General features: G+C 71.9%; 21 protein-coding genes. 7 read left to right on the plus strand and 14 right to left on the minus strand.

Going from position 1 to position 23,246, the window contains the following annotated elements:
- Nucleotides 1-65: 65 nt before the first annotated feature.
- Both H508_RS0107490 and H508_RS0107495 read right to left on the minus strand, forming a co-directional pair.
- On the minus strand, nucleotides 66-440 hold the full coding sequence (locus tag H508_RS0107490; RefSeq protein ID WP_035254252.1) for a DUF2304 domain-containing protein: 375 nt from the start codon (nucleotides 438-440) through the stop codon (nucleotides 66-68).
- 9 nt (nucleotides 441-449) lie between these two features.
- Nucleotides 450-1,166: a glycosyltransferase family 2 protein gene (locus H508_RS0107495; protein ID WP_084155192.1), complete on the minus strand. Its 717-nt coding sequence runs from the start codon at nucleotides 1,164-1,166 to the stop codon at nucleotides 450-452.
- A gap of 96 nt (nucleotides 1,167-1,262) precedes the next feature.
- On the opposite strand from H508_RS0107495, the gene H508_RS15215 reads away from it, so the two are divergent.
- A complete protein-coding gene (locus H508_RS15215; protein WP_035254254.1) occupies nucleotides 1,263-2,501 on the plus strand; it encodes a lipopolysaccharide biosynthesis protein in 1,239 nt (412 codons plus the stop codon).
- Nucleotides 2,498-3,322 carry a glycosyltransferase gene (locus H508_RS0107505; protein ID WP_156906013.1) on the plus strand — a complete coding sequence of 275 codons (825 nt, stop codon included), beginning with the start codon at nucleotides 2,498-2,500 and terminating at the stop codon, nucleotides 3,320-3,322. The genes H508_RS15215 and H508_RS0107505 overlap by 4 nt, the downstream gene beginning before the upstream one ends.
- Nucleotides 3,323-3,390: 68 nt before the next feature.
- On the opposite strand, the gene H508_RS16740 is transcribed toward H508_RS0107505, so the two are convergent.
- From H508_RS16740 to rfbA, 6 genes are all read right to left on the minus strand, one after another.
- Entirely contained in the window at nucleotides 3,391-5,886 is a 2,496-nt protein-coding gene (locus H508_RS16740) for a hypothetical protein (protein ID WP_051222953.1), read from the minus strand.
- A 101-nt stretch (nucleotides 5,887-5,987) separates the two neighbouring features.
- On the minus strand, nucleotides 5,988-7,562 hold the full coding sequence (locus H508_RS15225) for a DUF2142 domain-containing protein (RefSeq protein ID WP_051222955.1): 1,575 nt from the start codon (nucleotides 7,560-7,562) through the stop codon (nucleotides 5,988-5,990).
- A complete protein-coding gene (locus tag H508_RS15230) occupies nucleotides 7,559-8,779 on the minus strand; it encodes an ABC transporter ATP-binding protein (RefSeq protein WP_084155194.1) in 1,221 nt (406 codons plus the stop codon). Before H508_RS15230 ends, H508_RS15225 begins: the two co-directional genes overlap by 4 nt.
- Nucleotides 8,780-9,637: an ABC transporter permease gene (locus H508_RS0107525; protein ID WP_026373597.1), complete on the minus strand. Its 858-nt coding sequence runs from the start codon at nucleotides 9,635-9,637 to the stop codon at nucleotides 8,780-8,782.
- A 1-nt stretch (nucleotide 9,638) separates the two neighbouring features.
- A complete protein-coding gene (locus H508_RS15235; protein ID WP_051222957.1) occupies nucleotides 9,639-11,516 on the minus strand; it encodes a rhamnan synthesis F family protein in 1,878 nt (625 codons plus the stop codon).
- Nucleotides 11,517-11,643: 127 nt separating this feature from the next.
- Nucleotides 11,644-12,510, minus strand: coding sequence for a glucose-1-phosphate thymidylyltransferase RfbA (gene rfbA, locus H508_RS0107535; RefSeq protein WP_026373598.1), 867 nt, complete (start codon nucleotides 12,508-12,510; stop codon nucleotides 11,644-11,646).
- 192 nt (nucleotides 12,511-12,702) lie between these two features.
- Here rfbA and H508_RS0107540 point away from each other — a divergent pair, with 192 nt between their 5' ends.
- From H508_RS0107540 to H508_RS0107550, 3 genes are read left to right on the plus strand one after another with little or no spacing between them, the layout of a single operon-like run.
- The gene (locus tag H508_RS0107540) at nucleotides 12,703-13,596 is read left to right on the plus strand and encodes a glycosyltransferase (RefSeq protein ID WP_156906015.1); all 894 of its coding nucleotides are present in this window, start codon (nucleotides 12,703-12,705) and stop codon (nucleotides 13,594-13,596) included.
- Nucleotides 13,597-13,608: 12 nt separating this feature from the next.
- A complete protein-coding gene (locus H508_RS0107545; protein WP_026373600.1) occupies nucleotides 13,609-14,709 on the plus strand; it encodes a glycosyltransferase in 1,101 nt (366 codons plus the stop codon).
- On the plus strand, nucleotides 14,706-15,665 hold the full coding sequence (locus H508_RS0107550) for a glycosyltransferase family 2 protein (RefSeq protein WP_026373601.1): 960 nt from the start codon (nucleotides 14,706-14,708) through the stop codon (nucleotides 15,663-15,665). Before H508_RS0107545 ends, H508_RS0107550 begins: the two co-directional genes overlap by 4 nt.
- Nucleotides 15,666-15,676: 11 nt before the next feature.
- On the opposite strand, the gene H508_RS0107555 is transcribed toward H508_RS0107550, so the two are convergent.
- The 6 genes from H508_RS0107555 to H508_RS0107580 all read right to left on the minus strand — a co-directional run bounded on the left by H508_RS0107555 (nucleotide 15,677) and on the right by H508_RS0107580 (nucleotide 21,328).
- Nucleotides 15,677-17,053 carry an LCP family protein gene (locus H508_RS0107555; protein ID WP_026373602.1) on the minus strand — a complete coding sequence of 459 codons (1,377 nt, stop codon included), beginning with the start codon at nucleotides 17,051-17,053 and terminating at the stop codon, nucleotides 15,677-15,679.
- Nucleotides 17,050-17,553, minus strand: coding sequence for a 5-(carboxyamino)imidazole ribonucleotide mutase (gene purE, locus H508_RS0107560; protein WP_035254257.1), 504 nt, complete (start codon nucleotides 17,551-17,553; stop codon nucleotides 17,050-17,052). Before purE ends, H508_RS0107555 begins: the two co-directional genes overlap by 4 nt.
- 87 nt (nucleotides 17,554-17,640) lie before the next feature.
- Complete coding sequence (locus tag H508_RS0107565) at nucleotides 17,641-18,762, minus strand: 5-(carboxyamino)imidazole ribonucleotide synthase (RefSeq protein ID WP_035254258.1); 1,122 nt, start codon at nucleotides 18,760-18,762, stop codon at nucleotides 17,641-17,643.
- Nucleotides 18,759-20,072 carry a UDP-glucose dehydrogenase family protein gene (locus H508_RS0107570; RefSeq protein WP_026373605.1) on the minus strand — a complete coding sequence of 438 codons (1,314 nt, stop codon included), beginning with the start codon at nucleotides 20,070-20,072 and terminating at the stop codon, nucleotides 18,759-18,761. The genes H508_RS0107565 and H508_RS0107570 overlap by 4 nt, the downstream gene beginning before the upstream one ends.
- 30 nt (nucleotides 20,073-20,102) lie before the next feature.
- Nucleotides 20,103-20,585, minus strand: coding sequence for a PH domain-containing protein (locus tag H508_RS15240; RefSeq protein ID WP_021009928.1), 483 nt, complete (start codon nucleotides 20,583-20,585; stop codon nucleotides 20,103-20,105).
- 17 nt (nucleotides 20,586-20,602) lie between these two features.
- Nucleotides 20,603-21,328 carry a biotin--[acetyl-CoA-carboxylase] ligase gene (locus H508_RS0107580; RefSeq protein WP_026373606.1) on the minus strand — a complete coding sequence of 242 codons (726 nt, stop codon included), beginning with the start codon at nucleotides 21,326-21,328 and terminating at the stop codon, nucleotides 20,603-20,605.
- Between the two features lie 116 nt (nucleotides 21,329-21,444).
- Between H508_RS0107580 and H508_RS0107585 the strand changes: the two genes are divergently transcribed.
- Together H508_RS0107585 and H508_RS0107590 are read left to right on the plus strand one after the other, a co-directional pair.
- Nucleotides 21,445-23,046: an acyl-CoA carboxylase subunit beta gene (locus H508_RS0107585; protein ID WP_026373607.1), complete on the plus strand. Its 1,602-nt coding sequence runs from the start codon at nucleotides 21,445-21,447 to the stop codon at nucleotides 23,044-23,046.
- The gene (locus H508_RS0107590; RefSeq protein WP_026373608.1) at nucleotides 23,043-23,240 is read left to right on the plus strand and encodes an acyl-CoA carboxylase epsilon subunit; all 198 of its coding nucleotides are present in this window, start codon (nucleotides 23,043-23,045) and stop codon (nucleotides 23,238-23,240) included. Before H508_RS0107585 ends, H508_RS0107590 begins: the two co-directional genes overlap by 4 nt.
- Nucleotides 23,241-23,246: the final 6 nt, after the last annotated feature.

Consider the following 23,246-nt stretch of genomic DNA (forward strand, 5'->3'; position numbering starts at 1 on the left):
CAGGGGCAGGATGCCGATCGTAGTGGGCGTCGATGGGCGATTCCTGCCCGGCCTCTTCCGCGGGCTCAGTGCTCCTCGGCTGCCGTCGAGCTCGGCGCCGGCGGCTTCGCCTCGGCGATCGCCAGCTCGCGCGTGAGCTCAGAGATCTGCCGGTCGACCTTCCGCAGGTGTGCCGAGGTCGAGAGGCCGTAGCCGATGAAGACGATGATGAGTCCGTAGAGCAGCAGGTCGGCGCCGCGGCCGACCCCGACCGCGTTCGCGACGGCGTTCGCGAGCGACGGGAAGATCACCGCGATGATGCCCACGATGAGCGCGGCGAGCATCGTCAGCCGACGGAGCGCAAGCCCGCGCGCGCCCCTGGTCGGCAGCAGCAGGATGATCGCGGGCACCGCGAGCCCGATGATGAGGATGATCTGGATGACGATCTTGCCGGTGTCCATGCTCCCGCCCTACTTGAAGATCAGCTCGCTGAGGATGTTCACCGAGTTCCAGAGCGACTGGCCCTTCGAACGCGAGTAGTCGGTGTAGATGACGTGCACGGGCTCCTCCGCGTAGCGCAGCTCGAGCTCGCCGAGCTGGTCGACGATCTCAGAGGCGTGCGCCATCCGGTTCTGCGTGATGCGGATGCGTCCGGCCGCCTCGCGCGTCATGGCACGCAGTCCGTTGTGGGCATCGGTGAGGCGCACGCCGCTCGTGACCCGCTGGAAGATCACCGCGGCGCGCAGGACGAGCCGCTTGAGCAGGCCGGGCTTCGTGCGACCGTCGAGGAACCGCGAGCCGATCACGATGTCGAGCGGCTCGGCCTGCAGGCGCTCGACCATGCGGAGCGCGTCCTCGGTGCGATGCTGGCCGTCGGCGTCGAAGGTCACGATCCAGCGCGCGCCGGGATCCTGGAGCGCGTAGCGGATGCCCGTCTGCAGCGCGGCGCCCTGGCCGAGGTTGACCGCATGCTGCACGACGTGCGCGCCTCCGGCTCGCGCCTCCTCGGCCGAGCCGTCGGAGGAGCCGTCGTCGACGCACACGACGTTGGGGAAGGTGCGGCGCGTGTGCTCGACCACCTCGCGGATGACGGGCGCCTCGTTGTAGAGCGGGACGACGAGCCATGTGCCGCGAGCGATCTCTGGGGTCGCGACCGGCGCGCTCTCGGAGGTGCCTGCTGCTGTCACCGTCGCAGTCTACCGGCGGCGAGCGCTCGAGCCGGGCGCCCATAGGCTGGCAGGCATGACGATCAGCGCCGCGCAGTCCGTCCGGGACGACACTGCATGACCGGCGCGACCTCCGCGCGTGCCGGTCTCGGGGGCGTCGGCGCCGCGACGATCTTCTCCGCGCTCTCGGGGTACGCGGTGCTCTTCGTCGCGGCTCGATCGCTCGGGGCAGAGCGCTATGACATCTTCGCCGTCTACTGGGCGGCCTTCTTCGCCCTGACGGGGATCGTGAACGGGCTCATGCACGAGACGACGCGCGCGGTCCACGCTGCGCGCGCGGAGGGGCGCGGACCAGCGCAGGCAGGCGGAGCGCGACCGACGATCGCGGCGTGCCTCATCGGCGGAGCAGTCGCGGTCGTCGTCCTCGCGTCGTCTCCGCTCTGGGCCGAGGATCTCGTCCCGCAGAGCACGGGGCTCGGCGTCGGCCTGCTCGCCCTCGCCATCGCGAGCTTCGCGCTGCAGGCCGCGTTGAGCGGGGCCCTCTCCGGCTCCGGCCGCTGGGGTCACTACGCCGTCTTGCTCGCGGTGGATGCGGGCCTCCGACTCGTCGTCGCGCTCGCCGCCGTGTGGCTCGGCGCTCCGGAGGTGGGCCTCCTCATCGCGACCGTCTGCGGCTCGCTCACCTGGCTCCTGCTCGTGTGCTCCTCCCCCGCCGCGCGCGCGGCCCTGCGGCTGCGCGCCGATGTCGCTCCCGGACCCTTCTTCGCGAGGATCGCGCAAGCGATGTTCGCTGCTTCCGCCACGGCCGCACTCGTCGTCGGCTTCCCGGTGCTGCTCAAGGCCGCGGCCACGGACGAGGATCCGGCCATGCTGGGCGGTCTGATCCTCGCGGTGACGCTGACGCGAGCGCCGCTGCTCGTGCCGCTCACCTCGTTCCAGAACGCCATCGTGGTGCACTTCGCCGATCGGCGGGCTTCGGGCGCCAAGGCCCTCGCCCTGCCGGTGGCGGCGGTGCTCGGGGTCGCCGCTGCCGGCGCCGCCGCCGCGTGGGCCGTCGGACCCCCCATCCTCGCGTTCATGGGCGAAGGCTTCGAGGTGCCGGGCCCCGTCCTCGCACTGCTCACGATGGCGTCGGGCACGACGGCCGCGCTGTTCCTCTCGGGCTCGGCCGCGCTCGCGCACGAGGTCCACGGGAGCTATGTGCTCGGGTGGTGGGCGGCCACGCTCGCGTCGCTCGGGCTGCTGCTCGTCCCGCTCGACCTCACCTCTCGCACGGTGCTCGCGCTGAGCGCCGGACCGCTGCTCGGGCTAGGCTGGCACGCCGTGGCGATCGCGTGGACGAGGAGGAGCCGGTGACGGAGGACTGGCGGACCTCCGTCGTGATGGCGGTCTACCACCGCGTCGACCCGGAGCACTTCGCGCGGGCGCTCGGCAGCATGATGGAGCAGACCCTCGCTCCTGACGAGGTGGTCGTCGTCGAGGACGGGCCCCTCGGCCCCGGGCTGCTCGCCGTGCTGGACGAGTTCGCTGGACACCGCGTGCCGCTCGTGCGCGTCGCGCTGCCGGAGAACCGAGGCTCGGCGATCGCGGCGCAGGCTGGCCTCGAGGTGGCTCAGTACCCGTGGATCGTGCGGATGGACTCCGACGACGTCGCCGTGCCCGAACGGCTCCAGGTGCAGATGGACGCGGTGCGGGCGGGCGACGTCGACGTGCTCGGTGCCGCGATGGAGGAGTTCGACGGCGAGGAGGACCGCGTCGTGGGCACGCGCGCGCTGCCGCTCGAGCACGACGAGATCGCGCGATACGCGCGCATCAACAGTCCGGTCAACAACCCGACGGCGGTGATCCGCCGCGAGCACCTCGTCGCCGTCGGCGGCTATCGGCCCGTGCCGCTCATGGAGGACTACGACGTCTTCGCGCGGCTCCTCGCGCACGGCTCCCGGTTCCGCAACCTGCCGCAGGCGCTCGTGCGCTTCCGCGCCGGCGAGGCGATGTTCGATCGGCGGTCCGGCCGCGGGATGCTCCGGGCGGAGCGCATGATGCAGCGGAACCTGGTGCGCTATGGCCTCGTCTCGCGCCCGCGCTCGTGGGGGAACTTCGTCGCCCGGAGCGCCTTCCGCGCCCTGCCTCGCACCGCGCTCCGTCGGGCGTACGGCAGGCTCTTCCACCGTCGCTGAACCGACGCCGCCGCGCGCCCGAGTGCGCTCAGCGGCCCGCCCCCGCCTGAGCGGGGACGGGCACGGCGCTATCGACGAACGGTGCGGCAGCCGAGCCACACGGTCGCGCCACCGCCCTTGTTGACCGCGGCGACGCAGATCTCGTTGCTGCCCACGCCGATCGGCACGGTGACGCCGAATCCGTGCGCCGAGCCGTACGCGGGGTAGGCCCGGCCGACATCGGCACGCGGGAGGTTGGCCACGGTGGCGGTCCCCACGCGGCCGGTCGAGCTCGTGACGTAGACGTGCACGTCGATGGGACCCTGGCCCGCGTCGGGATCGAGTGCCCAGCCCGAGACGGCCGCCGAGGCGCCCGAGACGGTCGCGGCCTCGAAGTTGCCGAACGGGTTGGCGCCGGCCGACGGCGACGGTGACGGTGCCGGCGCCGGCACCGGCGCCGCGACGGTGACGGTGCGGCAGCCGAGCATCACGTTGCCCCCGGGACCAGCGGTGTTGATCCCGTAGACGCAGACCTCATGCGTGCCGGGGGCGAGCGTGAGCGTCGTCGAGAAGCCGTGGTTCGGCCCGAAGACCGGGTAGGCGCGCGCCACGTCGGCCCGGGCACCGTCGGCACGGATCGCCACGCCGCGCCCGCCGGCGTAGACGTGCACGTCGGTCGGGGCGACCGTGTCGGGGTCGATCGCCCAGCCACTGACCGAAGCGCCGGTGGCGGTGGGCGTGACTGCTTCGAGGTTGCCGAAGGGAGGCCCGGAGCGCCCGGTCTCGACGGGCCCGGTGACCTGCTTGCACCCGAGCCAGACGTTCTGCCCCACGCGCTGGTTGATCGCCGCCACGCAGATCTCTGCCGCGCCGGGCGGGATCCGCACGTCGACGGAGAAGCCGTGCTGGGCACCGAAGACCGGGTACGCGCGACCGACGTCGGCGCGCGGCAGGTCTGCCATCGCGCTCGTGCCGATTCGGCCGTTGGAGCCCGACACGTAGACGTGCACCTCGATGGGACGAGTCACGTCCGGGTCGATCGCCCAGCCGGACACCCGCGCCGTGTCGCCCGTGACCTGGGCCCCCTCGAAGCTGCCGAACGGCGGCCCGGACTGCCCCGTGCCGGGTTCGCCGACGACCGTCCGGCAGCCGAGCCAGACGTTCTGGCCGGCGCGCTGGTTGATGGCGGCCACGCAGATCTCGCTCTGGCCAGCCGGCACCCGCACCTCGACCGAGAAGCCGTGGTTCGGCCCGAAGACCGGGTGCGCGCGCGCGACGTCGGGCCGCGGCTTGTCCGCGACCGTCGCGGTCCCGACACGACCGGATGCGTTGGAGACGTAGACGTGGACGTCGATGGGACCGAGGATGTCGGGGTCGATGGCCCAGCCGGACACCTCGACGAGGTCGGCGTCGACGCGCGCTCCCTCGAAGCTGCCGAACGGCGGCCCCGACTGACCGGTGCCGGCCGTGCCGATGACCGTGCGGCACCCCAGCCAGGTGTTCTGGCCCGCGCCGCGGTTGATCGCCGCGACGCAGATCTCGCTCTCGCCGGCGGGGATCGCGACCTGGATGGCGAAGCCGTGCTGCGCGCCGTAGGAAGGGTGCGCGTTGCCGACATCGGTGCGCGTCAGGTCGGCCACGCCGGCCGTGCCGACGCGCCCCTGCGCGCTCGCGACGTAGACGTGGATGTCGATCGGCTCCCGGACGTCGGGATCGATCGCCCAGCCGGAGACCTCAGCGACATCGCGGTCGACCTTGACCGCCTCGAGGCTGCCGAAGGGCGGCCCCGATGGGCCGGACGGGTTGCCGAACCAGTCCGTCCACATGCGCCAGAAGTTGCGGTTGCCGTAGGCCGAGCACGAGTCTCCCGTGCTGTACAGGTTCGAGAGCGCGGCTGCGTTGGGCTGGTACGGCGTGTAGTTGTAGAGGCCGGCGGTCGCCTGGTTCGCGATGAACACCGGCGACGATCCGCACGCGGCGTTGGGGTGGTACAGGACCTGGTTCCAACGGCCGGCGACGTGGTTGTAGTTCGCCGGGAACGCGGCGTAGACCTTGAACTGCCGGGCCGCGTAGTACACCTGATAGAAGAAGCCCCCGAACGACGCGTCGCACGGAGCGGTGTCGGGGCACGCGAAGCCGGTCGCGCGGTCGAACTGGCGGCGGCTCGGCGCCGGATCGGTGACGAGGCTCTGCTCCTTCTGCAGCAGGACCAGCAGCACCTTCGGACTGATGCCGCACGCGGCGCCCACGCGCGCGATGATCGTCGCCGCGGACGCCGAGGACATCCCGGGGAGCGCCGAGCAGTGCGCGCTCGCGGCCATCGCCGGCGTCGCCTGCGAGTAGGCCTTCAGGCACGTGACGCCCGCGGAGCAGCTGCGCAGCTGCGCGTCGAGGAACCCCTGCACCGCGGCGGCATCCATGGCGCCGCCGTCGAAGAAGTTCTCGTCGCTGATGAGGTTGCCGGGATCGAAGTCGCGAGCGACGGCCGCCTCCGCTCGCGGTGGTCCGCCTGGCGGCGCGACGAGCAGGGTTGTGGTCAGGGCGAAGATCGCCGCGAGAGCGCTCCAGAACCGGACGGACCGCATACGAACTCCATTTGACGTGACCCAATGAGCCCTCTGAACGTACCGGAAGGCCGCTCCTGCGCCCAGCCAGAAGCCGCGTGGCGCGCAAATCTCCGGATTCGCTAGGCGTGTCGGGCGTCGAGCGGTGTCGTGCTCCGGGGCTCGACCGACGCTTCGGCACCTGCCGCCGCTGTCGCCGGAGCACCGAGCTGCTGCCGAGGCGCGGCCGCCCGCCACGCGAGCGCGACCAGCAGCGCCGCCGCGACCGCGAAGGCGAGCGAACCGAGCGCCCAGACGGTCATCGGCGAGACCGGCGCGGTCCACCACCACTCGATGCCGCGGTCCAGGTTGAAGCCCGGCACGTCGACGCCAGTCACGTAGCGGCGCAGGTTGGCGTGCAGGCCCATGCTGTTGGCGAGCGTGAGCGACACCGAGACCGCGACGAGCTGCGCCCTGGCCAACCCGATCGCTCGCCCCGGGGCGCCGAAGAGCGCGAGCCCGCCGACGAGGACGATCAAGGGGAAGACGTAGCGCGGCTGGACCCACTGCCCGACGCGCACGTCGTTGAGCAGCAGCATGTACATCGGCAGCGCGACGAGCGCGGCGCCCACCCCAGCGAGGGCCAGCCACTTCCTCACGCCGCCCCATCGCAGGCCCCAGAAGGCGACCGCGGCGAAGACCGCCGAGGCCGTCACCGCCGTCACGGCGGGCATGTCGGTGTCGAGCCAACCGAGCCCGCCCAGACCGAAGTCGCCGAACACGCCGTTCCAGAGGTCGGGCAGCTCGCGGAGGTTGTCGAAGGCCAGAGTCGTGCGCTCGAGGAAGCCGGCGTTGGAGCTCGCGTCGCCCGCGATGGAGCCGGAGAGCCCGGTCGAGAAGTACGCGACCACAGCCGCAGCGGAGAGGATGAGCGGCAGCACGAGGCGGACGGCGTAGCGCCGGGTCGGCTCGAAGGCGAGCACCGACGCCGCGGCGAGCCCCAGCACCGCGTAGACGGAGGCGTCAGAGCGCGCGCCGGCCCCTACGGCGAGCAGCACCGCGGCGAGGCCGGCGAGCGCCCAGCGCCGCCAGCCCTCCTGATGGAACCAGCCGAGCGTGGCGAGCCACAGACCCGAGGCGGAGATGAGCGCCCACGAGCTCGGGTTGACGCTCGGCAGCAGGAACATCCCGAGTGGGACGATCGAGATCGCCGCGCTCCAGAGCACGAGCGGCCGCAGCGTTCGCGGCAGGAGCGCGAAGAGCGCGCCGAGGAGCCCCACGTAGAGCGCCGCGTTCGTCGCGCGCATGAGCAGCACGGAGGTCTGGACGTCGGGTCCGACGAGGGCCGACATGGTGGCGTAGAAGGCAGGAGGATAGGCACCGTCGACCCAGTTGCCGCGCTCGGTCGCCGTCATGAGCTCGTCCCGGACCGGGCAGGAGGCGGCGCGGGTCGGGTCGAACATGAAGCAGGACGACGAGGAGACGACCGCGTCGGGCACGATCCGCAGGTCACCGTCGCCCATCTCGCACCGGCCGTCCTGCGTTCCCTGGGCGCACCAGATGCTCGCCATGTGGTAGTCGTCGTCCGGGCTCGATCCCGTCGGCGAGGCGACGGACCACGTCAGCAGGGCGGCGAGCGCTGCGAGCGGCACCAGGATGGCGGCGGCGAGCCGCGCGAGGCGGGGGCGCGCGTCCGACCCGGCGCCGAGCCCCGTCACGAAGCGGCCCGGTCCGACGTCAGGCCGGTGGAGAAGTCGACGAAGGCCGACTCGATCGCGAGCATCCCGCCGTAGGTCTCGGCGGCTCGGCGCATCGCGAACTTCGAGATCGCCTGCACGCTGTCCGCCGGCTCCGGCTCGTCGATGCCGCGCACCTCCACGCCGATCTCGTACTCCGCCGGCTGCAGCGGGAGGCCTGCGATCGCGATGTCGACGGTCCCCGAGCCCGGCTCGAGCCGGGTCGGCAGGAACCCGCGGTCCTGCGCGATGATCGCCCACATCCGCTGGCCGTGCATCGTGTTGATGGTGGCGGAGAAGTTCGGCGATTCGAAGCCGCGAGGCGCGTCGTAGTGCATCCGGAGCGTCACCGGCTGGTCGGGCCGGATCTCGGTCACCTCGCGGCCGTCCTCATCGAGCAGCGCCGCCTTCGTGAACCTCACCTCGCCGGTGCCGTGGCGCTTGCCGCCACCCTCGACGCCGTGGACGTGATGGTTGTCATCCGCGTACTTGTCGACGATCGTGGATGCCCGGCCGACGGCCTGGAGCTCGCCGTGGTCGAGCCACGCCGCCCGGTCGCAGAAGGTGCGCATAGTGCCGAGATCGTGCGAGACGACGACGACCGTCTTGCCATCGCGCTTCAGCGCTGCGAACTTCTCCTGGCACTTCGCCTGGAACTCCATGTCCCCGACCGCCAGCACCTCATCGACGAGCAGCAGGTCGGGTTCGGTGTGGATCGAGACCGAGAAGCCCAGGCGCACGTACATGCCGGACGAGTAGTTCTTCACCGGGTGGTCGATGAAGCGCTCGACGCCCGAGAAGTCGACGATCGCGTCGAGCTTCCTGTCGACCTCCTGCTTCGTCATCCCCAGGATCGCGCCGTTGAGGTAGATGTTCTCGCGTCCCGACAGCTCGGGGTGGAACCCGGAGCCCACCTCGAGCATCGCCGCCACCCGGCCGCGCGTCGTGATGGAGCCCGTGTTGGGCGTGAGGATGCCGGCGATGCACTTCAGGAGCGTCGACTTGCCCGATCCGTTCCGGCCCAGCAGGCCGAACGTCTGACCCTCCGCGATGTCGAGGTCCACGCCCTTCAGCGCCCAGAACTCCTCGTACTTCGCACGCCCTCGCTTGAGGACGGTCGCCTTGAGCGACTGGTTGCGGTCGTGGTAGACGCGGAAGGTCTTCGAGACGTCGCGTACGGACACGGCGTTGGCCGGCATTCAGAGCTCCTCGACGATGTTGCGTGAGAACCGACGGAAGACGAGCCCACCGACGACCAGGGCAGCGACCGCCCACAGGGACACCACGAGCCAATCGCCCATGGACGGCGCCGCGAAGTCGTACAGCACGTTCCTGTACATCGACAGCAGCACCTGCGCGGGGTTGTACTCGAAGACCGCCAGGAGCGGCACAGGCATGCCGAGCACCGTCACTCCCTGCGCGTCGAGCTCCGCTTGCTTGCTCGCGACGAGCGACACCGGGAACACCACGCCGGAGGCGTACATCCAGACCTGCACGACGATGCTCCACAGGTGCTCGATGTCGCGGAAGTAGACCGTGGCGACCGAGAGCATCAGGCCGATGCCCAGGGTGAAGGCGGCGGTGACGAGCAGGAGCGGCAGCAGCAGGGGCAGCGTCAGGATGATCTGCCAGCCACCGACGAGCGCCATGACCACGCAGATCACGGCGAGCTCGATCAGGAAGGTGAAGACGAGTGCCAGCACCTTCGACAGCACGAGCACCCAGCGGGGCAGCGCGACCTTCTGCAGGAGCCCGGCGTTCGCCATGAGCGCGCCCATGCCGGCGCGGATGGAGCCTGAGATGAAGCCCCACACGATGACGCCGATGCCGATCCAGATCGGGAAGGAGTGCACACCGGAGTTGATGCCCGGCTCCGCCTGCATCCCGAAGATGAGGCCGAACACGATGGAGAACACCGCGATCTGCGCGAGCGGGTTCACGAGCGACCACACCCGACCGAGCACGGTGCGCTTGTACTCGCTCCGCACCTCGCGCAGCGTGAGGTTCTTCAGCAGGTTGATCGTCACCCGGGCTGTCGGGGGTGTCGAGACGGTCATCTCAGGCTCCCCGGCCGATCCGTCGCTGGGACACCCGTCGCCGCGCGTCCCTCACCGAGTTCAGGACCCGGAAGGCGATGATCGCCGTGGTGTGGTTGCGCCCCACCACGCGACGGCCGAGCAGGCGGGCGCGCATGAGCACCGAGCGCGGAGCGGCGAGCGTGCCGCCGATCGCCCGCGCATAGCGCAGCTGGTCGGGGAGCTCGCCGGGCAGCGACGCGAGCGCCTCCTGCAGCTTGTACTCGAGCGCCGTGTGCGATGACGCGGCCAGGGAGGTGTTCAGCACGGTCCGCACGTGATAGCCCTCATCGATCGCGGCGTAGGCGAACAGTCGCTCGAGCACATGCGTGAGCGCACCGTCGGCGTACTCCCCCTCGTCGGGGAAGTCTTCCCAGCGCCACGGCGCGGCCGCGAGCTTGCGGAGCGCTTCGGGACGCGCGAAGAACATCGATCCGTAGGGGGCGACGGGGCTCAGGTCGTCGAACGGCACGGCGATGCCGAGCGACTCCGCGAGCTCCTCCGCCGGCTCTCGATTGCTGAGCCACGCCCTGCCGAGCGTGGGGTAGCCGATGTGGATCATCGCGGGGAACACCATGCCGAGCGACGGATGCTGCGCGAACAGACGCAGCAGGTTCGCCGCGTACCCGGGACTGCTGAACAGGTTGCCGAACAGGTGATCCCGGAAGATGCGTGCCTGGTTGAAGTGCGCCTGCGGCGACTTCTTCGTGTGGACCTTCACGATCACGTCGAACCGATCCGACCGCAGCACATCGCCGCACCCGAGCAGGAAGGCCGAGATGTCGCGCCCGCGATTCGACTCGACGACCCTCACCTCGTCGCCGGTACGGCCGCGCGTCGCGAGCACCGCCTTGATCGCCTCGGCCTTCTCCCGAGTCGGCGTGGTCGCGATCAGGGTGTAGTCGACGGGGAGGCGGTCCGCCAGGTCGAGGAGCTCGGCCGTCATGTCCTCGTAGAAGATGTGCGCCAGCACGCCGACCCTGATGCCCGTCAGCGCCGCTCCGCCTGCGTCCACGTCGGGCAGGATCTCGAGCATGCCCGCGTTCGACTGCACGTCTCGAGGCCGCGCCACGCGCGCGAGATCCTGCCAGACGAGCTCCATCGGGTAGCCGGAGCGCTCCATGCGCTCCCTCACGCCCCGCCCGATCAGCGCGTGCTGCTCGAAGTGGATCGGGTCGTGGAAGAACAGCCTCCGCTTCACGATCGGGCACCCGGCGTCGAGCAGCAGGTCGGGTGCCTCCATCGTCGCGTTCTCCACCGGGAACGTCGAAGCGGGGAACACCGCCTGCGACCGGAAGCCGGCTGCCTCGAAGTACTCCGTGAAGCGGGTCTCGTTGTGGATCACCGCGTCGTCGTACCCGCGGATCTCCGGCATGTCCGTCCAGTAGTCGTCCCACGCCTTCGACGCCAGCATCCGCTGCCGCACCCCGATCCAGTACGACTGGATGTGTCGCGGCATGACTCCGCTCCGGTGGTACGGGTGCGGGTCGACCTCCGGGTGCTCGGTGAGGCCCCAGAAGTCGATGTCCGGGTCGGCGACCGCGTCGAAGGATGGCGCGAAGTCGTGCACCGGCGCGTAGAACGTGGTGTTCAGGAGCAGCAGCTCGTCGAACTCGCCGGTGCGGTCCCGCTCGGCCCAGATCCCGTCGCGATAGGCGTAGACGTCGTACCCCGAGTTGTCCCGCACCAGCACGCGGTCGGCGATCCGCGCCGCGGTCTCGGACGCTGCAGGCGAGAGCTCGCCGTTGGACACCAGCACGACGCGCTCCACGAATGGCCGCAGCGCGTCGACGAAGTGCTCGACGTAGCCGCCGAGCTCGCCGTCCTTGTCGTAGTGGGCGATGATCGCCAGTCGACGCACGATGCGCGCTCCCTCTCCGCGGATCGGCTCGACCCGCAGCGCAACAGTCTACCGGGGGCGTCCGCCGGGCCATGGGAGCGCCGACCTCGAGCGACGGAGCCTGGTCCCGCTCGCGGCGCCGCGGACCTCAGCGCCTCGAAGGGAGCGTCTGCAGGTAGCGGCCGTAGCCGCTCTTCACGAGCGGTGCTGCGAGCGCCGCGAGCTGCTCGTCGTCGATCCAGCCTGCTCGCCAGGCGATCTCCTCGATGCAGCCGATCTTGAAGCCCTGCCGGTCCTCGATCACCCGCACGTACTCGCTCGCCTGCATCATCGACTCGAAGGTGCCGGTGTCGAGCCAGGCGACCCCCCGGTCGAGCACCTGCACCTGCAGCTTCCCCGCCTCGAGGTAGCGCTCGTTCACCGTCGAGATCTCGAGCTCGCCGCGCGCCGACGGCTCGATCGACTTCGCGATGTCGATGACGTCGTTGTCGTAGAAGTAGAGTCCCGGCACGGCGTAGTTGCTCTTGGGCGCCTTCGGCTTCTCCTCGATCGACAGCGCGCGCATGTCGGCGTCGAACTCCACGACGCCGTAGGCGCTCGGATCGGCGACCTGGTAGGCGAAGATGAGCCCGCCGTCGATCTCGCTGTGGGCGCGCAGGCTCGACCCGAGGCCCGTACCGTGGAAGATGTTGTCCCCGAGCACGAGCGCCACCGACTCGTCACCGATGAACTCCTCGCCGATGATGAACGCCTGCGCGAGCCCGTCGGGCGAGGGCTGCACCGCGTACCGGATGTCCATGCCGAGATCCGAGCCGTCGCCGAGCAGCGCGCGGAACTGCTCGTTGTACTCCGGCGTGGTGATGACGAGCACTTCTCGGATGTCAGCCATCATCAGCGTCGACAGCGGGTAGTAGACCATCGGCTTGTCGTAGATCGGCATCAGCTGCTTGGAGATGCCCTTCGTGATCGGCCACAGCCGCGTCCCGCTGCCGCCCGCAAGGATGATTCCGCGCATGCTCGATGCCGCCTTCTGTAGTCGCTGGCTCGGTCGGGGGCCAGTCTAGGCGGCGGCGCCCCTCGGGACGCCGGCTGGGCTCCGGGTAGGCTCGGTGGCTGGCGCGACGGCCGTGCCGTCACCGGCGCGAGGGGGAGGCAGCACTTGATCGAGCATGGGCGTGCTGCGGCCGAACCGCTCGTCACCGTGCTGATGACGACGCACAACGGCGCGGCATACGTCGGTGAGCAGACTCGCTCGATCCTGGATCAGGAGGATGTCCAGGTCCGACTGATCGTCTCCGACGACGCGTCCGCGGACGACACCCCTGCGCTCCTCGCGGACATCGCGGCCGACGACCGGGTCGTGCTCCTTCCGCCCGACCGCTTCGGCTCGCCGCAGGCCAACTTCCTCCGCCTGATCCGAGATGCGGATGTCACCGGGGCGTCGGCGGTGGCGCTCGCCGATCAGGACGACATCTGGGCGCTCGACAAGCTCGCGAGGCAGGTCAAGCAGCTCGAGCGCCTCGGCGTGGACGCGGTCTCCTCGAACGTCACGGCGTTCTGGGAGACCGGCGACTCGCGGCGGACGAAGCTCATAGACAAGGCACAGCCGCAGGTCGAGTTCGATTTCCTGCTGGAGTCGGCGGGTCCAGGCTGCACCTTCGTGCTCTCGACCGATGCGTTCCTGCGGGTTCGTGCGGCGCTCGAGCACGTCGTCGATGACGGCGCCGTGCCCCACGACTGGCTCATCTACGCGATCGTGCGCGCGACGGGCGGGCGCTGGCACATCGACCCCCGCTCGACCCTGCAGTATCGCCAGCACGGCGGCAACGCGACCGGGGCGAATGCCGGGCTGCAGCAGGCGCGCGCTCGGCTGCGGCAGCTCGCCTCCGGCGAGTACCGCGCGCGCTGCGCCGCCGTAGCACGCCTGTGCGTCGCCCTCGCGCCCCCCGAGCTGCGGCTCTCGCTCGAGCGGCTCGCACCGCTGTTCGACTCCGAGCGCCTCGGCTCCCGCATGGCGCTGTGGCGCCTGGCGCCGAAGCTCCGACGAGATCCCGCCGAGCGGCGCTTCTTCCGCGCTCTGCTCCTGCTCGGCATCTGGTAGCGAGGTGTGGCGATGAGCGATGGGCTGACGGTCGTGCTCGACGAGGTGGGCGAGCGCCATCCGACGATGGTGGGGAGGTACTCCGCCGAGCTGACGCGCGGCCTCATCGCGACGGCCCCCGATGGCTTCGGCGTCACGGCGATCTCCGCGAAGCTCAGCGACGGGCGCGCCGCGCGCGCCGACGCGCAGCTGCCCGGGCTCGCCGAGCTGCGCAGCACCGCGGTGCCCGCTCGCGAGCTGCGCGAGGCATGGCTGCACTCGCTCACGACGCTGCCAGTGCGCGGCCTCGTGCATGCGACGAGCCTCATGGCGCCGCTGCGACGGGACCCGTCGCCGGGCGACCAGGTCACCGTGACGCTGCACGGGCTGGAGCCGTTCTCGGACCGCTCGAAGCGCAAGCGGCAGTGGTTCGATCGCGCGCTGCGGCGAGCGCTGCAGCTCGCCGACGGGATCGTCGTCCCCTCGACCGCGATCGCCGAGGACCTCGCGCTCCTCGGCGACACGGGCGACCGCGTGCGGGTGGTGCATCCCGCGCCGTCGTCGGCGCTCCTGCGCGCGGCGAGGTCGGAGGCGGCGCTGTCGCTGCCGGATGAGTTCGTGCTCGCGCTCACGAGCCCCGGCGCGCTCGGCCAGGCGCGTCGGCTCATCGAGACGCTCGCGAGCCCCAGGATGCCGGATGCGCGGGTCGTCGTCGCGGGACCGGTGCAGTGGGGCGAGACGCGGCTCGCCGGCCTCGCGGTCGAGGCGGGCATCCCGGCGGGCCGCCTCGTGATGCTCGGCCAGCTGGACGACGCCGAGCTCGCGCTCGCCCACCGCCGGGCGCTCGCGCACCTGCACGTCGCCGAGCAGGACGCGCTCGGCCTGTCGCTGCTCGACGCCGCGGCGCTCGGCACGCCGACGGTCCACCACGCCACCCGCTCGCTCGTCGAGATCGCCGGCGGTGCGAGCGTGGCCGTCGACGGCGGCCCGCACGAGCTCGCCGCTGCGCTCGCCGACCTGCTCGCCGACGACGACGAGCGCACCCGCCTGCGGCTGCTGGCGCAGGATCGGGCGCGCGCGTTCACGTGGGAGACAGCTGCCCGTCAGGTGTGGCAGCTGCACGCCGAGCTGTGAGCACGCGCGTCAGCGTCGCCCTGTGCACCCACCAGGGCGAGCGGTGGATCGAGGAGCAGCTGCGCAGCATCCTCGCCCAGTCGCGGCCGGTGACCGAGATCGTCGTCGGCGACGATGCGTCGACCGACGGCACCCTCGACGTCGTGCGGCGCATGGCCTCCGAGACCGACGTGCCCGTCCGCATCCGTCGGCACGACGCACCGCTCGGCGTCGCCGGCAACTTCGCCGACGCGATCGCGGCGACGAGCGGCGACGTCGTCGCGCTGAGCGACCAGGACGACGTGTGGCACCCGGACCGGCTCGAGCGCCTGCTGCCCCACCTCGAGGGCGTCGCGCTCGTGCACTCGAACGCGCGGCTCGTCGGACCGGACGGCGCGCCGCTCGGCTCGACGCTCGAGGAGTCGCTCGAGATCTCCGCGTGGGAGCGCGCCGCGCTCGAGCAGGGCCGCGCGCTCGACGCGCTGCTGCGACGCAACCTCGTGACGGGCGCGACCGCGATCGTGCGGCGCGAGGCCGCCGTCGCGGCGCTCCCGGTGCCGTCCGCGTGGATCCACGACGAGTGGCTCGCGATGTGCGCCGCGCTCGGCGGCGGCGTCCGCTACGTGCCCGAGCCGACGATCGACTACCGCCAGCACGGCGGGAACGCGATCGGGGTGCAGCGGCTCAGCCTGGCCGGCAAGCTGCGGCGCGTGCTCGAGGCGGACTCGGGCAAGCACGCGCAGAAGGCCGCGCGGGCCGAGCAGCTCGCGACCGAGGCGGCGCGACGCGGCCTCGCGACCGGTGAGGCCCTCGAACGGCTCATCGAGAAGGCCCGCCATGAGCGCGCGCGGGCAGCACTGCCCGACGCCCGCGCGCTGCGCCTGCCCGGTGTGCTCCGCGGCATCGCGGCCGGGCGGTACCGGCGCTTCTCGCGCGGCGCCTACGACATCGCGCGCGATCTGCTCGAGCGCCACTGACACCCGACCGTCTACGGCTCGGGGGACTCGGCCGGTTCGCCGGTCGGCGGTGCGACCGCGTCGGCTTCGGCGAGCGCCGCCGCCACCATCGCGTGGATCGCGTCGTAGTCCGGGTCGCCCGTGTTCACCTGCGGCGGCACGAGCTCGAGGTTCGTGATCGGCAGTCGACGCGTCTCGAGGGCGAGCTCGGAGAGGCCGCCGATCATCGCCTGCGGGATGTCGGTCTGCACCATGTCCTGGCCCGCGGCCGAGAGCTCGGTGTACTTCGTCAGCAGCGTCTGCGGCGTGAACTCGCGGATGAGCGCCTCCTGCACCTGCCGCTGCCGCTCCATGCGCGCGTAGTCGGAGGTCCCGGCGCGGCTGCGCGCGTACCAGAGGGCGTGGTAGCCGTCCATGCGCTGCGTGCCCGGCTCGATCCACTCCTCGACGGGCCCGCCCTCGATCGCGATCGGAACGCGCTCCGTCACCTCGAGCTCGAGGCCGCCGAGCGCGTCGACAAGCTTCTCGAAGCCCGACATGTCGACGAGCACGAAGAACTGGATCTCGAGCCCGGTGACGCCCTCGACCGCATCGCGCGTGGCTTCGATCCCCGGCGTGGAGCCGTTCGCCTCGGCGTTCGGGTAGAGCTCGGGGTGGGCCTCGCCGTAGGTGTACGTGCCGTTCAGGTAGCAGTCGCTCGAGGAGCAGTCGAGCCCGTCCGGCCACGGGCCCCACATGGGCGAGCCCTCGGAGAACGGGGCGTTCCGCAGGTTCCGCGGCACCCCGATCATCGTCGCCGCCCCGGTCTCGGCGTTGACGGTCACGACCGTCATCGAGTCGGCTCGCCGCCCCTCGCGGTCGTCGCCGGCGTCGCCGCCGAGCAGCAGGAACGTGTAGCGGCCGTCGACCGGCTCCACCACGGGGCGCGCGAAGTCGAAGAGGTTGCTGACGAGGTCCCGGGATGCGTCGACGACGCTCGCGCCGTAGCCCGCGAGCGCGGCGGGCGCGATGGTCGCGAGCAGCGCCACGGCCGCGATCGCGGCCCGTGCTCTCCCTCGGACCTTCCTGAGCCGCGTGAGGCGCAGCGTGTCGAGGCCGAGCACGAGCCACAGCACGGCATAGGCGATCAGGAGCACCTCGACGACGAGCAGGCCGATCGAGTTGCCGACGAGCGTCAGCAGCGCAGAGCGCGAGGCGAACCACAGGATGGCGCCGAGGGCGAGCAGGGCGACGAGCGCGAGCGTCGCAGCGATCCCGATGCGGCCGAGTCGCCGGTTGCCGGCGAGCACCTGGGCGCTGCCGGGGAGCGCGAAGCCGAGCAGCACGAGCCACCAGCCGCGTCGCTCCATGACCTCCGGGCGACGTGCGTCGGGCTCGCGGATCGAGGTGGCTGCCTGCAGCAGCGTCATGCGCTCGCGTCCACGCGGCCGCGGAGCGCGTGGGCCTTCTCGCCCACCTGCCGCTCGAGGTCGGCGGCGAAGGCGTCGAGGCGGGCGGCGAGCGCCTCGTCGGTCGTCCCGAGGATGCGCGCGGCGAGGATGCCCGCGTTGCGGGCACCGCCGATCGAGACGGTCGCGACCGGGATGCCGGCGGGCATCTGCACGATCGAGAGCAGGCTGTCGAGGCCGTCGAGCCGCTCGAGCGGCACCGGCACGCCGATGACGGGCAGTCGCGTCATGGAGGCGACCATGCCGGGCAGGTGCGCCGCGCCGCCGGCGCCAGCGATGATGACGCGCACGCCGCGGTCCGCGGCGCCGCGCGCGAACTCGACCATCTTGTCGGGCGTGCGGTGCGCCGAGACGACATCGACCTCGGAGGGGACGCCGAGCTCGTCGAGCACGGCCTTCGCCGCCTCCATGACCCGCCAGTCGGAGTCCGATCCCATGATGATGCTGACCTGCGAACGCATGGGCTCCAGGGTACGCACGCTCGCCATGGACGGCCTATCGCCTCGCCGCCCCGACGCATCCTCCGCCCGGAGCGCTCGATGCGAGCGTCAGGCGTCGAAGTGCGCGGCGGCCGCGCGCGCCCGGTAGGCGACCTCGTCGAGGTCGTCGCCGATCGCGGTGACGTGGCCGACCTTGCGCCCCGGCCTCGTGGCCTTGGCGTAGGAGTGCACCTTGACGTCCGGATGCGCGTGGAGCGCCGCGCGGTAGCGGTCGGTCATGGAGCCCGACGCGGGCCCCCCGATGACGTTGATCATGACGCTCGCGGGCGCGAGCAGAGCCGTCGAGCCGAGCGGCAGGTCGAGCACCGCGCGGAGGTGCTGCTCGAACTGGCTCGTGATGGCGCCGTCGATCGTCCAGTGGCCCGAGTTGTGGGGCCGCATCGCGAGCTCGTTGACGAGCACGCGGCCGTCGCTCGTCTCGAACAGCTCGACCGCGAGCACGCCCGTCACGCCGAGCCCCTCGGCGATGTCCCGCGCGATGTCGTCGACGAGGGGCTGGATGCGCGCGGCGTGGCGCGCGGGAGCGAGCACTTCGGCGCAGATCGAGTCGCGCTGCACGGTCTGCACGAGCGGCCACACGAGGGTCTCTCCCGAGGGGCGGCGTGCGACCAGCTGGGCGAGCTCGCGCGAGAACGGCACGAGCTCCTCGACGAGCAGCCGGGGGCCGCCCGCCGCCGAGCCGTCGAGCCAGTCGTCGGCCTCCGCCGCGGCGCGGACCACGCGCACGCCCTTGCCGTCGTAGCCGCCCGTCGCGGTCTTGACGACACCGACGCCGCCGTGGTCGGCGAGGAAGCGCTCGAGGTCAGCGCGGGAGTCGACCGGCGCCCAGTCGGGCTGCGGCGCCCCGAGCTCGGCCATGCGCTCGCGCATCGCGCGCTTGTCCTGCGCGAAGCGCAGCGCGTCGGGGCCGGGGTGCACGCGGTGCCCGGCATCGACGAGCGCGCGGAGCACGTCCTGCGGCACGTGCTCGTGGTCGAAGGTCACGACGTCGACGCCTTCCGCGAAGGCGAGCACGGTCGCGGCATCGCGGTAGTCGCCGACCGCGGTCGCCGCGAGCGCGGCCGACATGCCATCCGCCTCAGCGAGCACGCGCAGCTCGATGCCGAGCTCCACCGCCGCCGGGATCATCATGCGGGCTAGCTGCCCGCCGCCCACCACGCCCACGATCATGCTGGCTGCACCTCCGGCTTGCCGAGCCCGACGACGCGGAAGCCGGCGGCGGACCACCGGGCGGCGTCGAGCGTGTTGCGCCCGTCGACGACGACGCGCGCTTGGGTCCAACGGGCGACCTCGACCGGGTCGAGCTCGCGGAACTCCCGCCACTCCGTGCCGAGCGCGAGGACGTCGGCATCCCGCACCGCGTCCTCGACGGAGCCGGCGATCTCGAGCGAGGGCAGCATGCGGCCGGCCGTCTCCCTCGCCTGCGGGTCGAAGCCGACGACGGAGCGGCCCGAGCGCTGCAGGAACCGGCAGACGTCGAGCGCGGGCGAGTCACGCACGTCGTCGCTGTCGGGCTTGAACGCGAGCCCGAGCATCGCGACGCGGTCGCCGCCGACGGCGTCGAGCTCGCGCTCGACGAGCGCGGCCATGCGATCGCGGCGGCGCAGGTTGATGCGGTCGACCTCGCCGAGGAAGGCGAGCGTGTCGGCGTGCCCGAGCTCGCTCGCGCGGGCCTGGAAGGCGCGGATGTCCTTCGGCAGGCACCCCCCGCCGAAGCCGAGGCCTGCGTTGAGGAAGCGCCGGCCGATGCGCGCGTCGAGCCCGATCGCGTCGGCGAGCAGCGTCACATCGGCACCGACCGTCTCGGCGAGCTCGGCCATCGCGTTGATGAACGAGATCTTGGTGGCGAGGAAGGCGTTCGCGCTCACCTTGACGAGCTCGGCGGTCGCGAAGTCGAGCACGAGCCGCTCGGTGCCGCGCTCGAGCACCGACGCGTACACCGCGTCGAGTCGCTCGACCGCCGCGTCGTCACCGGGCTCGACGCCGTAGACGAGCCGGTCCGGTGCGAGCGTATCCCGCACCGCGAAGCCCTCGCGCAGGAACTCCGGGTTCCACGCGAGGCTCGCCCCCGTGGGCCGCACGAGCTCGGCGAGCCGCGCGGCGGTGCCGACCGGCACCGTCGACTTGCCGACCACGAGCGTGCCAGCGCCGAGGTGCGGCTCGAGCGACGCGATCGCCGCGTCGACGAACGTGAGGTCGGCGGCGTCGGAGCCCGGCAGCTGCGGCGTGCCGACGGCGATGAAGACGACGTCGCTCCCGGCGGCCTCGGCGATGTCGGTCGTGAAGCGGAGGCGACCCGCCTCGACGCCCGTCCGCAGCAGCTCGGGGAGCCCGGGCTCGAAGAACGGCGGCTCGCCGCGCCCGAGCCGCTCGACCTTCGACGCGTCGACGTCGACGCCCACGGTGTCGTAGCCGAGCGAGGCCATCGCGGCGGCGTGCACCGCGCCCAGGTAGCCGCAGCCGATCACGGCGATCTTCATGGAGCTCCTCGTCATCTCGTCAGCGGCGCGTCACGCCGCGTCGACCCGGTCGGGCTCCGCGAAGCCCCGCGCGCCCAGCAGCTCCGACAGCGTGCGCTGCACGAGCGACGCGCTCGGCACGTCGGCGAGCACGACCGCGCGGTCGCCCCCGGTCGAGAGCAGCACGTCGCCGGCGCCGAAGAGCGCCTGCAGCCCGCGCCGGCGCACGGTCACGTCGTGCACGCGCGAGAGCATCGTCTCGCGGCGCGTGCCGCCGAAGCCGCTGCGGATGATGACGCGCTCGGTCGTGAACACGAAGCCGCGCGAGAGCCAGGCGAGCGTCGGCACGATCGTCAGCAGCGCGACGACGATGCCGGCGACGGTGAGCACCGCGACGTTCCAGAGCGGCCAGTCGACCCGATCGACGAGCAGCGTCGAGAGGCCGACGCACGCCCACAGCACGAGCACGGGCACGACGAGCACGCGACCATGCGGTCGCATGCGCGCGATCACTCGCTCGTCGCCGGCTTGCACGCGACGATTCTCCCCCATCACCGCACGTGCACGACGTCGCCGGCCCGCACGTCGACGATCCCGTCGCCGGCGTCGACCTGCAGCTCGCCGCCCGGACCGAGGCCGACCGCGCGCCCGCGCAGCTCGCCGGCCGGCAGCGCGACCCGCACGTCGCGCCCGATCGTGGCGAGCTCCGCCGCGACCGCGGCGCGCAGCCGCTCGGTGCCGAGGGCCGGCAGCAGGCCGTCGAGCGAGCGCAGCACGTGGCACAGGATCGCGTCGGCGAGCACGGGGGCGGTGCCCTCCGCCCCCTCGAGCGTCAGCGAGGTCGCGTGCTCGGTGGGGAGCTCGTCGCGCGCGAGGGTGAGGTTGACGCCGAAGCCGACCGCGACGCCGGTCCGCCGCCGCTCGCACAGGATGCCCGCGACCTTGCGCCCCTCGATGAGCACGTCGTTGGGCCACTTGATCGACGCGCGGTCGGCGACGAGCACGTCGAGCGCGTCGGCGAGCGCGAGGCCGGCGGCGAGCGGCAGCCAGCCGATCTGCTGCTCGTGCATCCGCTTCGTGCGCACGAGCACCGTCGCCGCGAGGCACTTGCCGGCGGGCGAGACCCACTCCCGGCCGAGCCGACCGCGGCCGGCGCGCTGGTCGAGCGTCGCCCAGGTGGTGAGGTGCTCGGCGCGCTCGTCGACGGCGTCGAACGTCGAGCCGACCGTGCCGAGCTCGATCACGCTCGCGGCCCTCGCCGCGCCGGGGAAGAGCATGACCCCAGCCTATGCGGGCGAGCGAGCGGGCATGGAGGGGAGCGCCACCGCACTGGCGCGCATCGCTGTGGGAGTCCACAAAGGCGTGGCATGAGCGCCCGTCTAGAGTGGCATCCGTGACCCACGAGACGCCGGCTTCGAACGACCTCACGACGACCGCCGCGCGGATCGAGGATCTCCGCCGCCGCCACGGCGAGGCGGTGGTCGACAAGGAGGCCAGGGCCAAGGAGCGCCAGGGCGCGAAGGGCAAGAAGACCGCTCGCGAGCGCATCGAGCAGTTCGTCGACCCGGGCTCGTTCGTCGAGTTCGACGCCTACGTGCGCCACCGCACGACCGCGTTCGGGATGGACGGCAACCGTCCCTACGGCGACGCCGTCGTGACCGGCATCGGGACCGTCCACGGTCGCCGGGTCGCCGTCTACTCGCAGGACTTCACGACCTTCGGCGGCTCGCTCGGCGAGGTCGCGGGCGAGAAGATCATCAAGATCCAGGACTACGCGACGAAGGTCGGCGTGCCGATCGTGGGCATGCTCGACTCGGGCGGCGCGCGCATCCAGGAGGGCGTCGTCGCCCTCGGCAAGTACGGCGAGATCTTCAAGCGCAACACCGCCGCATCCGGGGTCATCCCGCAGATCTCGATCGTGATGGGCCCCGCCGCTGGCGGCGCCGTCTACTCCCCCGCGCTCACCGACTTCGTCGTCATGGTCGACAAGTCGAGCCACATGTTCGTCACCGGCCCCGACGTCATCAAGACCGTCACGGGCGAGGAGGTCGGCTTCGAGGAGCTCGGCGGCGGCCGCACCCACAACACCGTCTCGGGCGTCAGCCACTACCTCGCCGCCGACGAGGACGACGCCCTCGACTACGTCCGGGCGCTGCTCGCCTACCTGCCCGACAACAACCAGTCGGAGGTGCCCGCCTACGACCACACCGCCGAGCGGGTCGTCAACGACACCGACCGCCGCCTCGACACGATCATCCCCGACTCCCCGAACCAGCCCTACGACGTGCTCGGGATCATCGAGACGATCATGGACGACCGCGAGTTCCTCGAGGTGCAGCCGCTCTACGCGCCCAACATCGTCATCGGGTTCGGCCGGCTCGAGGGCCGCACGATCGGCGTGATCGCGAACCAGCCGAACCAGATGGCCGGCACCCTCAACATCGAGGCGGGCGAGAAGGCTGCGCGCTTCGTGCGCTTCTGCGACTCGTTCTCCATCCCGATCCTCACGATCGTCGACGTGCCCGGCTACCTGCCCGGCACCGACCAGGAGTGGTCGGGCGTCATCCGTCGCGGCGCGAAGCTGCTCTACGCCTACGCCGAGGCCACCGTCCCGATGGTGACGGTCATCACCCGCAAGGCCTACGGCGGCGCCTACATCGTCATGGGCTCGAAGCAGCTCGGCGCCGACGTCAACATCGCGTGGCCCTCCGCCGAGATCGCGGTGATGGGCGGGCAGGGCGCCGTCAACATCCTCTACCGCAACGAGATCAAGCAGGCGGAGGCGGACGGGCACGACGTGGCGGAGGTGCGGTCGCGGCTCGCGAGCGAGTACACCTACAACGTCGCGTCGCCGTTCCTCGCGGCCGAGCGCGGCGAGCTCGACGGCATCATCGAGCCGGCCGAGACCCGCGTCATGGTCACGCGCGCCTTCCGTGCGCTGCGCACGAAGCGCGTGCACCGGCCCGAGAAGAAGCACGGGAACATCCCGCTGTGAGCGACGCATCCGAGTCCGTCATGATCGTGGTCGCGGGCTCGCCGACGCCCGAGGAGCGGGCCGCCGTCGAGGCGGCGCTCACCGGGATGGCGGCGGAGTGGGCCGAGACGAAGCACCGCCGCGTGCTCGACAGCGAGAGCGAGTGGCAGTCGAAGTCGCGGCTCCCCGACGGCAGGCGCTGGCAGCAGGACTGACGGGCG

The organism is Agrococcus lahaulensis DSM 17612 (assembly GCF_000425105.1).
GTDB lineage: Bacteria > Actinomycetota > Actinomycetes > Actinomycetales > Microbacteriaceae > Agrococcus > Agrococcus lahaulensis.